12 protein-coding genes and 2 pseudogenes are annotated in these 14279 nt (G+C 72.3%); 4 read left to right on the top strand and 10 right to left on the bottom strand.

Translation table 11 applies throughout. The features are described from left to right. The first annotated feature begins 93 nt into the window (after positions 1-93). Entirely contained in the window at positions 94-1344 is a 1251-nt protein-coding gene (locus IH68_RS0127605) for a M14 family zinc carboxypeptidase (RefSeq protein WP_030940170.1), read from the top strand. Positions 1345-1539: 195 nt separating this feature from the next. Here IH68_RS0127605 and IH68_RS0127600 read toward each other — a convergent pair whose 3' ends face one another. The 3 genes from IH68_RS0127600 to IH68_RS0127590 all read right to left on the bottom strand — a co-directional run bounded on the left by IH68_RS0127600 (position 1540) and on the right by IH68_RS0127590 (position 4029). Beyond that, positions 1540-1956 carry an SSI family serine proteinase inhibitor gene (locus IH68_RS0127600; protein ID WP_030940168.1) on the bottom strand — a complete coding sequence of 139 codons (417 nt, stop codon included), beginning with the start codon at positions 1954-1956 and terminating at the stop codon, positions 1540-1542. Beyond that, entirely contained in the window at positions 1953-3317 is a 1365-nt protein-coding gene (locus tag IH68_RS0127595; RefSeq protein WP_030940167.1) for a M14 family zinc carboxypeptidase, read from the bottom strand. The genes IH68_RS0127600 and IH68_RS0127595 overlap by 4 nt, the downstream gene beginning before the upstream one ends. Before the next feature lie 160 nt (positions 3318-3477). Continuing rightward, positions 3478-4029: a DUF1707 and FHA domain-containing protein gene (locus IH68_RS0127590; protein ID WP_030940165.1), complete on the bottom strand. Its 552-nt coding sequence runs from the start codon at positions 4027-4029 to the stop codon at positions 3478-3480. 173 nt (positions 4030-4202) lie between these two features. Between IH68_RS0127590 and treZ the strand changes: the two genes are divergently transcribed. Further along, positions 4203-5948, top strand: coding sequence for a malto-oligosyltrehalose trehalohydrolase (gene treZ / locus IH68_RS0127585; RefSeq protein ID WP_030940163.1), 1746 nt, complete (start codon positions 4203-4205; stop codon positions 5946-5948). Positions 5949-6094: 146 nt separating this feature from the next. Here the strand turns inward: treZ and IH68_RS0127580 are convergent, their stop codons facing one another. The 5 genes and pseudogenes from IH68_RS0127580 to IH68_RS0127560 form a co-directional block, all read right to left on the bottom strand. Beyond that, positions 6095-7033, bottom strand: coding sequence for a phosphotransferase family protein (locus IH68_RS0127580; protein WP_030940161.1), 939 nt, complete (start codon positions 7031-7033; stop codon positions 6095-6097). 47 nt (positions 7034-7080) lie between these two features. Further along, positions 7081-8208: an aminopeptidase P family protein gene (locus IH68_RS0127575; RefSeq protein WP_030940159.1), complete on the bottom strand. Its 1128-nt coding sequence runs from the start codon at positions 8206-8208 to the stop codon at positions 7081-7083. Positions 8209-8325: 117 nt separating this feature from the next. Next, positions 8326-8535 (bottom strand): annotated as a pseudogene (locus tag IH68_RS53585) (LysE family translocator); the annotation flags it as partial. Between the two features lie 47 nt (positions 8536-8582). Then, a complete protein-coding gene (locus IH68_RS0127565) occupies positions 8583-9152 on the bottom strand; it encodes a PDZ domain-containing protein (RefSeq protein WP_030940157.1) in 570 nt (189 codons plus the stop codon). Between the two features lie 73 nt (positions 9153-9225). Then, positions 9226-10092: a LysR family transcriptional regulator gene (locus IH68_RS0127560; RefSeq protein WP_030940154.1), complete on the bottom strand. Its 867-nt coding sequence runs from the start codon at positions 10090-10092 to the stop codon at positions 9226-9228. 87 nt (positions 10093-10179) lie between these two features. Here IH68_RS0127560 and IH68_RS0127555 point away from each other — a divergent pair, with 87 nt between their 5' ends. Together IH68_RS0127555 and IH68_RS53580 are read left to right on the top strand one after the other, a co-directional pair. Further along, a complete protein-coding gene (locus IH68_RS0127555) occupies positions 10180-10914 on the top strand; it encodes a glutamine amidotransferase-related protein (protein WP_030940152.1) in 735 nt (244 codons plus the stop codon). Positions 10915-10990: 76 nt separating this feature from the next. Then, a pseudogene (locus tag IH68_RS53580) lies at positions 10991-11772 on the top strand (RNA-guided endonuclease InsQ/TnpB family protein); the annotation flags it as partial. On the opposite strand, the gene IH68_RS0127545 reads toward IH68_RS53580, so the two are convergent. Both IH68_RS0127545 and cyc2 read right to left on the bottom strand, forming a co-directional pair. Continuing rightward, a complete protein-coding gene (locus tag IH68_RS0127545) occupies positions 11732-12004 on the bottom strand; it encodes a hypothetical protein (RefSeq protein ID WP_030940148.1) in 273 nt (90 codons plus the stop codon). The pseudogene IH68_RS53580 and the gene IH68_RS0127545 overlap by 41 nt on opposite strands. A 103-nt stretch (positions 12005-12107) precedes the next feature. After that, on the bottom strand, positions 12108-14264 hold the full coding sequence (cyc2, locus tag IH68_RS0127540; protein WP_030940146.1) for a germacradienol/geosmin synthase Cyc2: 2157 nt from the start codon (positions 14262-14264) through the stop codon (positions 12108-12110). Positions 14265-14279: the final 15 nt, after the last annotated feature.

Raw genomic sequence — 14279 nt, 5'->3', positions numbered from 1 at the left:
GGGCGCCCCCTGGAGCCTCCCCCTAGGCGTTATTGACAGTTCACCTAGAGCGTGGGGTACTGCGGATTGCGAAGCCGGGCGGACGTGACGGGGGTGAGTCTCCTGCCGCAGCTGCGCTACCCCACCCTGACCCAACTCGTCGCGTCCGCATGCGCGTTGGCCGCTCACAGGCCCGGTCTGTGCACACTGAGGCAGATCGGCGTCTCCCGGGCGGGCAGACCCCTGCACCTACTGTCCGTGGGCCACGCGCGGCGTGCCGTGCTCGTCGTCGCGGGCGCCCACGCCAATGAGCCGACCGGCGGTCCCACGCTGCTCGCGCTCGCCGAACGTGTACTGTCCGAGCGGCAGTTGCGTGCGGACACGTCCTGGCACTTCCTGCTGTGCGCCGACCCCGACGGGGCGAGCCTGCACCGCACCCCGGCGCCGCGCAGCCTGTTCGACTACCACCTCGGGTTCTTCCGGCCGGCGGCCGAGGAGCAGCCGGAGTGGTCGCCGTCGGTGCTGCCGCCGCACCGGCTGCCGCCCGAGACGCGCGCGCTGACCCGGGTCATCGACGAGCTGCGCCCCTACCTCCAGGCGACCCTGCACGGGACCGACCTGGGCGGCAGCTGGGTCCAGTTGACCAAGGACATACCGGGTCTCGCCGAGCCGTTCGCGAAGTCCGCGGCCGAGCTGCACATCCCGGTGGAGACGGGCGCCTCGGACGCCGCGGGCTGGGCCGCGTCCGGGCCCGGGGTGCATGTGATGCCCTCCCCCGGTGCGGGCGCCGCATATCCGAGCATGCCGGACGACGCGCGCCACAGCACCTGGTACGCCCCCCACCGCCACGGCGGTCTGACGGCGGTGGTCGAGGTGCCGATGTGGGCGAGCGACCTGGTGGACGACCCCGCTCCGCATCCCGCTCCGGCCGCGGCGATGCGACGGCTGGCGCGCCGGCTGCTGCGGGACGCGCTGGAGGTGGAGCGGGTGCTCGCCGAGGCGCTGCCGCGTCTGGAGGGCCTCGACGGTCCGCTGCTGCGGGCCGCCAAGTGGGCGCTGGAGCTGGTTCCGGGCCTGGCCGCGGACTGGATGCACACGCCGCCCGCCGACAACACGATGGCGTACGTCGGCAGCGTCGACGCGTTCGGCCGCCGCCTGCCGCTGCGGGCGGCGGCCATGCTGCTGCGTGTCCTGCAGGAGACCGACGACCGGGCGGCCCCGGGCCTGGAGCGGCTGGTGGCGACCTGGAGCGACGCCTTCGCGGAGCGCTTCCGCGCGCGCTGGGTGCCTTTGGAGCACCAGGTCGAGCACCAGTCCCGCACGGTCGTCGCGGCAGCGCTGCACGCGCGCGACCGGGCGGCCTGACCTGCGCGAAGCGCTCCGCTGGAGGTGCAGACGGACGAGCCGTCAGTCGTCTGCGGCACCGTCGTGGCTGGTCCCGCCCGCGCGGCGGAGCCGCATATGGACCTTGCCCCGCGCCCCGTCAGGGCGCGGGCCGGCGCAGCGGACTTCGCCCGGCCTGCTCTGCCACGCGCGGAGCAGGCCGCCGCAGTGCCGCTGTCAGGCGTCCAGTGCGAACACCGATCCCGTACGTCCGGCCATGACGCAGGCGCTGGAGAAGGTCTGTGTGTACTCGACCCGCCGGCCGTTCCACTCCCCGCGCGCGTGGACCGTCACCGGCGCGTAGATCATCGGGCAGAAGATGTTCTTCTTCGAGGGGATGCGGGCGATGTCGCCGTCCGCCGCTGCCAGCTCCGTACACGCGTCGGCCGCTCGCGCGTGCCCCTGGGGCGGGTCGCACAGCAGCAGGGTGTCGCGCGTGTGCGGGGACCGGGCGTCGCCCTTGGTGACCGTGAGGTAGAGCCAGTCGGTCGGCGGGAAGCCCGGGGAGGCAGCCTGTGCCGGGGCCGCGCCGGCGAGGAGGGCGGCCGCCAGCAGCGAGCCCCGTACCGCTTTCACTGTGGTGCTGATCGTCATTCCCGATGCATCGGCACGGCGGCCTGGGAACCCCACCCCGACTCACCCGAACGGGAGCATGCGGGCGTGTACCGCAGGGCGAGTTCGAACGCGGCGAGCACCACGCGCGACTGGTACTCCACCTGGCGCGCGACCGGTATCCAGCGCGCCCCCATGCCGTCGCGGTAGTCGGTGCACCAGTCGTCGATGAGACGGTCGAGGTCCGGCAGCACGCCGGCCGGGTCGCGGCCGGCGCGGGTCACGAGCTGGTGCAGCAGCCCCGCCGTGCGCAGCGCCAGACGCCGTCCGGCGATGCGCAGGGCGGCCAGGTGGGCGGTGCTGAGCGGCGGGAGGGGGCGCGCACCGCCGGCGACGTCGGGATCCCATGCGTCGGCGAGCCCGGGGCAGACCAGTAAATAGTCGTCCACCGGAGCGAGCAGGCGGGCCGCGTCCGGCACACCTGCGAGATGGGGCCGCAGCCGCGCGAGGAGCACCTCCAGGAGCCGTGCGTCGTGGCGCAGCGTGTGGCTGACGGTCCGCAGCACGGCGGCCGCGTCGGCGGGCACGGAGCCGTCCTCCACGGCCGCCACGCCCCACATGGGGGCCTCGACGACCGCCGTGACCGTGCCGTGCCGGTAGGGATGGAACCACGTCGACTCGACGGCTGCCTCGGTGATGGCCGCGGCCAGGTCGCCGATGCGGGGCGGCGGGATGCGGTAGACGGCGGGTCCCAGGCTCGGCCAGTACAGGGTGTCGTAGGGCCCGAGTTCGCGCGGGATGCCGAGGCGGGCGGCGGTGTGCGCGACGCGCCCCGCGAGGCCCGGCAGGTCGCGGGTGAGCTCGACGAAGCCGCCGCCGACGTCGACGCCGTGCAGGGAGCACTGCAGGAAGGGCCGCAGTTCGTCCTGGAGGTCGATCAGGGTGCGGGTCTCCGGCAGGGCGGCGCCGGCCGCGCCGTCGGGCAGCCATTCGGGCTGTTCCAGGAAGCCGGGCCGGAAGAAGTTCCGGAAGTACCGGCCGAGGGAGTACGGGCCCGGCAGCCAGCCCTCGTTGCGGCGCAGACCGTCGGGGTCGAGGCTCAGCAGCAGGTTCCAGGTGGCGTCGGCACCCTCGGTGAACCTGGGGTCGGCGAGGGCGCGTTCGGCCAGGCGCAGCACGGTGGCCCCGCCGACGGGTTCGTTGGCGTGGGGCCCTGCGACGACGAGGGCCTGGCGGCTGCCGTGACCGACGGAAAGCAGCCACATGGGGTTACCCGCGCGCGAGGTGCCGACGCGGCGCAGACGGGCGTCGCTCGGACGCCGGGAGACGAGTGCTGCCGCCCGCGCGCCGAGCTCGTCGACGGTCGGGTAGCGGAGGAGGGGCGGCAGGGCACACCTCCACAATGTGGTGCCGTCGGTTCACCTGATGTGCATGGTGTACGCACAGTCAGTCACGACTTGAGGGGTACGTCAACACCATGGAAGGGAAAGCGATTTGCGCCATCACCGCACGTCAACGCGGTGTCATGCTCAGGCCAAAGCTAAGGCGTGACTCAGTCGGGGCTCAGTCGACGGCGAGCCGGAACGCCATCCGCCCGAAGCCCACCTGATCGCCTTCGCGCACGACGGCGGCTCCGATGACCCGCCGGCCGTTCACCGTCGTGCCGTTGGTCGAGCCGAGGTCGCGCAGCACCCACATGCCGCCCTGGCGGCTGAGCTCGGCGTGCACACGGGACACGGTTTCATGCGTGAGGCGCAGTCCGTTGGCCGGATCGCGTCCTATGCGCAGCGGGTAGCCGCTCGCCGGGTGGGGCAGCAGCAGCTTCGGGAGGCGCTCGGCCTGCCAGGCCCTGCGCAGCCGTACGGTGAAGCCGGAGACCGCCTCCACGGTGCCGAACACCAGGCGCGCGACACGGCTTTCCTGCGGGAGGTCGGCGGTGAGTGCGGCGAGCTCCTCGGAGCGCCGGGCAGTGAGGGCCAGCTCCATGCGGCGGATGAACGTGTCGTGCGACAACCGTCCCATGGCGACGCCGTCACGCAGCACCTTCAGCGCCTTGTCGCGCTCCACGTCGGACAGCCGCGCGGGGTACGTGTTGAACTCGAAAGACGACGTCACGTTGGTGATTGTCGGTCAGTGAACCCCGGGTGTCCAGAAAACGAGAAAACGGCCGCCACGCGCGCGTACCTGACGACACCCGCCGTAAAAGGGGTGATTCAAAAGCGGATTGATCTCGTTTGAAGCACCATGGACGGGCTACATCACGGTGAGCAGACGAAGGGGAACCGTCCGTGCAGTTCCAGGTGTGGGCACCACAGGCCGGCCGAGTGACGCTCCAGTGCGACGGCGCCACGCGCGCGTTGGAGCGTGATCCGGACCGGGAGGGCTGGTGGCGGACGGAGGCCGCGGCGCGGGACGGCTCGCGGTACGGGTTCGCGGTGGACGACGGCCCCGTACTGCCCGACCCGCGTTCGCGCCGGCAGCCGGACGGCCCGGACGGGCTGAGCGCGGTCGTCGAGCACGAGCGGTACACCTGGCGCACCGAGTGGGCCGGGCGCCCGCTGCCGGGTTCGGTGCTGTACGAGCTCCATGTGGGCACGTACACCAGTGAAGGCACCCTGGACGCGGCCGCCGAGCGGCTCGGGCATCTGGTCGAACTGGGCATCACCCACGTCGAGTTGATGCCGCTGTGCCCCTTCCCGGGCCGGCACGGCTGGGGCTACGAGGGCGTATCGCTGTGGGCCGTGCACGAGCCGTACGGCGGCCCCGAGGCGCTGAAACGGTTCGTCGACCGGGCGCACGAACTCGGCCTGGGCGTGATCCTGGACGTGGTGCACAACCACCTCGGTCCGTCGGGCAACTACCTGCCCGCCTTCGGCCCGTACTTCACGGACACGCACCACACGCCCTGGGGTTCCGCGGTCAACCTGGACGCCCCCGGCTCGGACGAGGTGCGGGCGTTCCTGCTGGGCAGCGCACTGGCGTGGCTGCGTGACTACCGGATCGACGGGCTGCGCCTGGACGCGGTGCACGCGCTGGCGGACACGCGCGCGTGCCACTTCCTCGAAGAACTGTCGACGGCCGTGGACGCCCTCGCGGCCGGCCTGGGCCGACCGCTGTTCCTGATCGCCGAGTCCGACCTCAACGACCCGCGGCTCATCACGCCCCGCGCGCAGGGCGGGTTCGGGCTGCAGGCCCAGTGGAACGACGACTTCCATCACGCCCTGCACACCGCGCTGACCGGCGAGTCCCAGGGCTACTACGCGGACTTCGGCCGCGCGCCACTCGCCGCCGTGGCCCGGACCCTCACCCGCGGCTACTTCCACGACGGCACGTACTCCAGCTTCCGCGGCCGGCGCCACGGGCGGCCCCTGGACAACACGCGGGTGGCCGCCCACCGGCTGCTGGGCTACAGCCAGACCCACGACCAGGTGGGCAACCGCGCCCAGGGCGACCGCCTTTCGGCAGTCCTCTCCCCCGGCCTGCTCGCCTGCGCGGCCGCCCTCACGCTCACCGCGCCCTTCACCCCGATGCTGTTCATGGGCGAGGAATGGGCGGCCGGTACGCCCTGGCAGTTCTTCACCGACCACACCGATCCGGAACTCGCCGAGGCCGTACGGCGGGGCAGGCGGCGGGAGTTCGCGGCGCACGGCTGGGCCGAGGAGGACGTGCCCGACCCGCAGGACCCGGCGACCCGCGACCGCTCCTGCCTCGACTGGGCGGAGCTCGCGGACGAGCCCCACGCGCGCGTGCTGGACTGGTACCGCAGGCTCATCGCCCTGCGGCACGAGCAGGCCGACCTGACCGATCCCGACCTCGCCGACACCAAGGTGGCGTTCGACGAACGGGAGCGCTGGCTGGCCTTCCGCCGCGGGGACGTCCGCGTGGCCGTGAACCTCGCCAAGGAGCCGGCGGCGATCCCCCTGGGCCCCCGTCACGCGCGCGTGCTCGCCGCATGGGAGCCCGTCGAGGCGCCAGGGGCGGACGGGGTGCTGCATGTGCCCGCGGAGTCGGCCGTGGTGCTGCTGCAGGCGTGAAACGGCTGCTGGGCGCTCCGCGGACTGCGCCGCGATCGGCCGTCTGCCGTCTGCGGGTCCGTCGTGGCTGGTCGTGCCCGCGCGGCGAAGCCACATCTGGATACTGCCCCACGCGAACCGCACCGGACTTCGCCGAGGCCGGCCGCCTAGACCTCGTCGTCCACGTCCTCGTCCCGGAACTCCGTCACCCTCTCCAGCAGGATCGCCTCCCAGGCGCGCCGGAGCTGGAGCCTGAGGAGGGGCAGGGGGCCGGTGTCATGGCCTCCGAGGTGTTCGGCCAGGCGTACGACGGTGTCGCAGCGGGCCAGCCAGAGGCCGCGGAGGCAGGGGCGGGCTGCGTAGCCGGCGAGTGTGGCGGCGCGGACGGCGGCGGGTGAGCCGACCGCGATCGCGAGTCCTGCGATGTCCTCGGCGGGGTCGCCGACGGCCGCGCCGGTCCAGTCGAGGATGCCGCGCACCCGGCCGTCGGCGCTGACCACGAGGTGCTCGCCCCTGAGGTCGTGGTGGACGAGGACCGCGGTGCCGGGCTGCGCGGCGAGCTGTACGGCGGCCTGCGGGGTGAGCTGGTGGAGGCGGACGGGGTCGAACTCGTCGGCCGCGGCGAGGCGATCGGCGGCCCGCCCGGCGGCCCGGCGCAGCGCCTCCAGGGAGCGCGGGGCGGTGCGCGGGACGCCGAGCGTCTCGGCCTGCCGTGCGGGCACCTCGCGCAGCCCGGTGAGCAGCCCCGCGAGGTCGGTCTCGCCGACGGCGGAGACGTCGTGCTGCTCCGCCGTCCCGCCGGGCACCTTGGTGTCGAGCGTGTACGTCAGCCCGGGTGCCCACTCGCCGTGCGCCACGCTGGTCGGCACGGCGACCGGCAGATGCGGGCGTACAAGGTCGCGCAGGCGCAGTTCGCGGCGCTGGCGCAGGGCGGCCTCACGGTCGGGGGCGAGGCGCAGCACATGGCGGGCGCCGACCCACCAGGTGGAGTGCTCGCCGCCCTCGGCGACGGGCCGCACCTCGAGTCCGGTGCCCGCGCCGTCCTTCAGCAGGGAACTGACCAGTCGGCGGACGGTGTCCGCGGTGGGTGTCGGTGCCTGGGTCATGGTCGCGCCGTAGTCACTCGAAGGTGTGCTGGGGCTCCTGGGGTCGCTCAGTCCACTATGACCATCTCGCGGTCGGTGTCGTTGAGGCGGCGGCCGCCGTCCTCGGTGACCGTGACGATGTCCTCGATGCGCACGCCGAAGCGGCCGGGCAGATAGATCCCGGGCTCCACGGAGAAGCACATGCCGGGCACGAGGGGCTGCCGCTCGCCCTCGATCATGTACGGCGGCTCGTGCGTGGTGACGCCGATGCCGTGCCCGGTGCGGTGGATGAAGTACTCGCCGTACCCGGCCTCCGCGATGACCGCCCGGGCCGCGCGGTCGACCTCCTGGCAGGCGACGCCGGGCCGGACCGCCCGGAAGCCCGCCTCCTGGGCCTCGCGCACCAGGTCGTGCACCCGGCGCTCCTCGTCGGTGGGGTCGCCGACGTGGACGGTGCGGGAGGTGTCGGAGCCGTAGCCGTCCTTGAGTCCGCCGAAGTCGAGGACGACCATGTCGCCGCGTTCGATGACGCGCTCGCCGACCTCGTGGTGCGGGTTGGCGCCGTTCGGGCCGGAGGCGACGATGGTGAAGTCGACCTGCGAATGGCCGAACTGCCGCAGCAGGTCGGCGAGGTCCGCGCCCACGTCGGACTCCCTGCGGCCGGCGAAGGGAACCTTGCGGATCTCCTCGAACGTTGCATCTGCGGCCGCGCCCGCGGCCGCCATCAGTTCCAGTTCCGCCGGGTCCTTGACGGCGCGGAGCATCGGCAGGGCGTCGGTGAGGGAGGCGTATTCGGTGTCGGGCAGCGCCCGCTGCAGCCCGAGCAGGTGCATCGCCCAGGCGTTGTCGCTGATGCCGAAGCGGCCGGTGCCGGCGAGCAGGGCGGCGGTCGCGGCGTAGGGGTCCTTGCCGTCGGTCCAGTCGCGCAGGGCCAGGGCGGGCGCGCCGACGGCCTGTGCGGCGTCCGGGGCCTCCAGGGTGGGGACGACCAGGACGGGGGTGCGTCCCTGGACGAGGACCAGCAGGGTGAGCCGTTCGGTGACCGCGGTGGGCGCATAGCCGGTCAGCCACACCAGGTCCGGGCCCGGTGCCACCAGCAGCCCGGCGAGACCGGCGTCGGCGGCGGCCCGCGCGGCGCGGTCCATCCGGGCCCGGTAGTCGTCGGCGGTGAAGGGCGCGCGCGTGCTGCCGGTCATCCGGGCCTCCCTGGGCGGGTGAAGGGACCACAAAGGACTACGGGCAGCATCCTGCCCGTACAGAGGGGGCAGCGCGACCGGTCTGCGGGTGTTTCGGGTGCTCCATGGGCCATGGCGTCAGCTTTCCAGGGCGAGGTGGGCACCGAGGAGCAGCAGCACGCCCCCGGAGACCTGCTCCAGGCGCCGGCGCACCCCGGCACGGGACAGGACGGCCCGCATCCGGCCGACGAACCACACGTACAGACCGTAGTAGCCGACCTCGTAGACCGCCCAGAGCGCGGCGAGACCCAGCATCGCGGGCAGGTGTGGGGCGCCCCGCGGCACGAACCATGTGCCGGCCGACTACGGCCGGCTCGTCACCCACTTCCGGGTGGTCACGTGACGACCCCCGGGATCGCCGTCAACTGCTGGTACCCGCCGCTTCGGTGACGGACCGTCAGCGTGATCCCGACACCTGGGCGGGCCCGAGCGACGGCGCGTGCGAGGTCGGCGGCCGAGTCGATGCGGGTCCTGCCGAACGCGAGGAGTACGTCTCCCCGGACAAGGCCCGCCGCATAGCCCGGGCCGGGCACATGGACGCCGACGACCAGGGCGCCCGCCTTGTACGCGTCCACGGCCTCCAGGCCCAGGGTCGCTGCGGCGGGTGCCGGGGACGCAGGCGCTGTCGGGGACGACGGACTGGGGTGCGCCGTGGCCGACGGGCTGGCCTGCGCCTGGCGTTGCAGGTCGGCGAGTTTGCTCATGCCGATCACCGTGGCGCCGACCGTGCCGAGGCCGACCCCGGACAGCACCAGGACCGTTCCGACGAGCAGGCCGAACAGCGCGGCCCTGAGCCGTCGGCCGCGCCGGCGCGCGGCGTGCGGGCGCCGGGCCGTGCCGGGTTCGGTGCCGCCGCCGGGCTCCCCACCGGGCATCGGCTTGGGACGCAACGCAGTCTGTTCCATGGATCGCCTCCGGCTGGAGCTCTACCCGGAGCCCCGGCGCCCGACGAGCCACGAACGAGTGAGACTGAGCGGCTCACGCCCGGTCCTCCAGCACCCCCGCCAGCGTCGCTGCCGCTCCGGCGAGTGAGCCCGTGTGCAGCAGTTCGGTGCGGTGCACCACGCGCGGGTGTGCGAGGGGGACGGAGACCGTGCCCGGCACGTCCGTGGCCACCGAGCCCGGCAGCAGGGTCAGGCCGTGGCCGGCGGCGGCGAGGGCGGTGAGGGTACGGACGTCGGTGCCCTCGTAGCGCAGGGCGGGGCGGAAGCCGTGGCCGCCGTTCGCGGCGCGGAGGTGGGCCAGCGGCAGGCCGGCGTCGGGGGCGTCCAACCAGCGGGCGTCGGCGAGGTCCCCGAGGCGCAGGCCGCGACGGCGGGCCAGCGGGTGCGTGGCCGGCAGGAGGACGCACACCGGTTCCTCCGCCACGCCGTGCGTGATCAAAGGAGCCACGTCGGGCAGCCGCAGAGGGTCGCTGGGGGCGGCCAGGCCGTCGACCAGGCCGAGATCCGTCGTGCCGGTGGCGACGGCGGCCGGGATCTCGTCGCGGGGCAGCACGCGCACGGTCACGCCCGCGGCCGGGAGCACGGCGACGGCCCGCGGGACGAGCGCGGTGGGGGCCGCGGCGAGCGTCAGGCCGTGTGCGGGTGCGGCCGCCATCCGCAGGACGTCCGCGCGGGCCGCGTCCAGGCGCAGCAGCAGCGGATCCGCGTGTTCCAGGAGCCTCTCGCCGGCCGGGGTCGGTGCGACGGGGCGGCGGGTGAGGAGCGGCGTACCGAGGTCCTGTTCCAGTGCGGCGATGTGCTGGGACACCGCCGACTGGGTGTAGCCCAGTTCACGCGCGGCCTCGGAGAAGGAGGCGAGACGGACGACGGTGACGTAGGTGCGCAGGAGGTGCGGGTCCATGCACCCCAGGGTCGCATCAGATCTCCTTATCGCGGGTGCAGAAATCATCGTTGGACGCGATCCGGCGGCCGCACTCAGGATGAGGACATGACGAACACCGCAGCTCGGACCGCCCGGGTCGCCCTCGTCGGCGACCGCTCCCCCAATGTCGTGGCGCACACGCGCATCCCTCGTCTGCTCGACGCCCTCGCCGAGCGCGAGCGGCTCGTCCTCGACGCCTACTGGACCCCTTCCGAGGACGCCGAGGCCGCGGACGCCGTGCACGGATTCGACGCGGTGTGGGTGGTGCCGGGCAGCCCCTACCGCAGCCAGGCGGGCGTCCTCACGGCCATCCGCACCGCGCGCGAGGAGGGCATCCCCTTCCTCGGAACGTGCGGAGGATTCCAGCACGCCCTGCTGGAGTTCGCCCGCAACGTGTGCGGACTGACCCGGGTGGCCCACGCGGAGAGCGACCCGGAGGCCGAGGACCTTCTCATCGAGCCGCTGGCCTGCTCACTCGTGGGCCATGAGGGCACGGTCGTGCTCGAGGCGGGCTCCCTCGCCCAGTCCGTGCTCGGTTCAGAGCGGACGGTCGAGCGCTACTTCTGCAAGTACGGGCCCGGTCGGCACCTCGACACACTGCGCGCACACGGCATGCGTTTCTCCGGCGTGGACGAGGACGGCCACGTCCGTATGGCCGAACTCCCCGGCCACCCCTTCTTTCTGGCCTCTCTCTTCCAGCCGGAGCTGGCCGGCGACGGCTCGCGCCCGCACACGATGGTCCGGGCGCTGGCGCGAGCCGCGGTTGCGCACGCGACGCAGGCCGAGGGTCAGCCCGTGTGACCCCGCTGGCCGCCGTGCGCGCCGTGATGCCCGGGCTCAGCGGGATGCCTCCCGGGTGTGCGGCACGGAGCGCCGCCCCGAGGTGGCGCCGAACACCGACCCGGTGGACTTCCTCGGCATCGACCTGGGCATCGTCAACATCGCCACCACCAGCGACGGCGAGATCATGGCCGGACGTGAAATCAACCGCATCCGGGCCCGGGAACGCGGCCTGCGTCGCAAGCTCCAGAAGAAGAACACCCCGTCCGCCAAGCGCCGGCTGAAGAAGCGGCGACGTAAGGAGGCGCGGCGGGCGAAGGACATCAACCACAAGATCGCGAAACATGTAGTGGCCGAGGCAGAACGCACGGGTCGCGGAATCGCCCTGGAAGACCTCACTGGCATCCGCGAACGGGTACGGCTTGCAAAGCCTGGGGGCACCTCCCACGCCCTTAAGGCAGTGGGGGAGGGCCACCCACTCCAGCTGGTCCTTCGCCCAGCTGGGGCAGTTCATCGCGTACAAGGCCCGCAGGGCGGGAGTGCCGGTGGTGCATGTCGATCCGGCGTACACCTCCCGCACCTGCGCCGAATGCGGACACGTAGACAAGGCGAACCGGGTCTCCCAGGCCTGGTTCGCGTGCCGGAACTGCGGATTCGTTGATCACGCAGACCGATGGGGGCACCTCCCGCTCGAGCGAAGCCGAGAGTGGGGGAGGCTCCCGCAACACCCGCGCCAGAGCGTGGGAGTTGTGGTGATGCGGGGCCCCGTCAACGGCCCCTGCCCCACCACCGGAGCACAAGCGCCGGGGCGGGGCTGGACGCAGACGCAGACGCAGCATCACACCCAGTGATGCCCGTTGTGCAAGCCCGGCGCCTTAGCGCCCGGGTAGTTGACGAAGCTCCACTGCTCGTAGGAGCCCTCGGCGATGGTGAACCCGAGGCCGTCGTTGAACATCCGGGACGTGCGCCGATACGTCTTCGTCATGCCGTCCGCTCCGGGACGTACGACGAGCGGCACGGGTAACGGCGCGACATACGGCGCCAGTTCGTCCGGAGTCGGCGCCGTCTCCCCCGTGCCGCCCTCGGTGATCCTCTCGATGATTTCGGTCAAGGCTCGAACACCACCGTGTTCTGTGGTCTGTTCCCCTTACCTCAGAAGACTCTCGACGCCCCTCGCCCAAGTTCCCTGAATGTCCCGTTCCGCACGAAAAAGTTCAACGCGCGGTCATGACGGCAGGCCGGTCCGGAAGGAAGCCGTGAGTGCGGCGGGCCAGATGGTCCGGCTTGTAACGGTCCACTCCCCGGTGCCAGTTGAGGATGCCCGCCATCCAGTTCTGCAGGTCCTTCACATAGCCGTCCATCGCCTCGCGCGCCTCGCCGGAGAGGTTGAAGTCGTCGTAGACGACGGGCAGTTCGTGTGCGGCGATGTGTTCGAACTGCTGCATGCGCTGGGTCATCAGGTCGTGGACGACGGAGAGTGCGGTCGGGTAGTCGATGCCGAAGAAGTTCTGCACGACGAGGATCGCGTTGTGGATCTCGCCCTCGTACTCGATCTCCTTCTGGTACGAGAAGACGTCGTTGATGAGGCACCCGTAGTCGATGGCGGCGTTCTCCAGGGCGCGCACGGTGCCGCTGCGGTAGATCTCGGGCGGGACCGCGGGGCCGTGACCCATCCGGCACATGCTCAGGGTGAGGTCGGAGCCGAAGGTGGCGCGGCGCATCTCCAGATAGTCGACCGGGTCGGGGATGCGGTTCTGCAGCTGGTTGGACAGCTCCCACACCCAGCTCTCGGTCATGACGTTGACCGAGTCCTTGAGGGTGCGCCGCTGGTCGGGGGTCATCTGCGCCGTGGTGCGCGCCCACAGGTCGATGAGGCCGCGCTCCATGCCGTTGAGCGGGGCGGGGGCCTCCTCGCCGTCGACGGGCATGCAGTCCGAAAGGCGCCGGGTGGTCAGCCGGGCGGCGGCCAGGTCGTGGCGGCGGCCGTACACGAGCGGGTAGTAGTCGTCGCCGTATGTGCCCCAGGCGAGCCACTGCGAGCTGAGCTCGAGGGCCTCGGGTGTCGCGTCGGGGTCGAGGCCCGCGGAGCACAGGGGAAGGTCGGCGGCAGCGAGCCTGTCCTCGTCCCAGACGCCCTCTTGGAGCATGCCCATGGCGTGCATCCAGTCGGTCAGGCGGTGCCGGGCGCGGTCCAGGTGGGGGCTGAGTTCGACCTCGAAGGGCATGTGGAAGTCGGGCAGCAGGGAGGGGCCGACCTTCTGGTACGGCACATGCGTGTAGGCGCGCAGGCGCTCGGCGCCGGCCGCCGCGAGCAGGGCACCGACATCGGCGGCGGAGGTGCCGGGGCCGGTCAGGCCGTGCCACGGATGCGTGGCCTGTGCGCGGGCGTTCATGTAGCGGCTGGAGCGCATGTGCCATTCGTGGCCGCCGGACTGCCAGTCCTGCAGGCCCTGGGTGTACTTGGCGACGGCGGCGACCTGGTCCGGGGTCAGGCCCTTGTCCAGGGCCAGTGCGGGCACTTCGGTGAGGGCGGTGTGCTCGAACTGGTGGAGGCGGGAGGTGAGGACGTCGTTGACGGTGTCGGCGGCTTCCTGGGTGGTGCAGTCGAAGAAGGTCTCCAGGACGAGCACGCCGTTGCTGTTCTCACCCTCGTCCTCGACTTCCCGCTGGTAGGAGAACAGGTCGTTGCGCAGGTGGACGGCGTCCGAGAACGTCTCCATCAGCACCCTGAGCGGCCTCGAACCGGCAACGCACGCGGGGACCTCGGCGGTCGCGTACTCCACGAGCCCGGCGGACCAGGGGGCGCCGCCCACCTTGCGGCGCATCTCGATGTACTCGACGGGGTTGGCGATCCGCCCCTCGTTGATGTTGGACAGCTCCCACAGGGACTCGTTGAGAAGGTGTTCGGTCGCCACGGCGAAGCGGCGGCGCCAGTCCACCGACATCGACGGAACGGTGCGTGCCCACAAGTCGGCGAGCCCGGCCTCGACCGGGTTCTGCGGCTCCGGTACGGGAGTTGCGAGGTCGAGGGGCATGAACAGGGGCAGCCGGTCCAGGTACGCCTTGCCGCCGACGCGGTCCTGGCTGCGTTTGAAGGTCTCCAGGAAGTGGTCGTCGAAGAAGAAGACCCACACGTACCAGTCGGTGATCAGGGAGAGGGCGGGGCCGTCGCATTCGGGGTGGGCATAGGCGCAGAGCAGGCCGTAGTCGTGTGCGTCGAGGTCGGCCTGCTCCCAGATCCCGGACCCCTCCAGCATGCCCATCCCCCGCGCCCACTCGGTCGAATGGGCACGCGCCTCGTCGACATGCGGGTTCAGCCGCGCGGGGTACGGCATGTAGAAGTGCGGGAGGTCGAAGGGCTGCTGCGTCATGGCCGGGCTCTACCC

It is taken from the genome of Streptomyces sp. NRRL S-646, from assembly GCF_000720765.1.
Lineage (GTDB): Bacteria > Actinomycetota > Actinomycetes > Streptomycetales > Streptomycetaceae > Streptomyces.
Note: the sequence above shows the minus strand (reverse complement) of the source record. Positions and strands in the feature narration are given on the sequence as shown.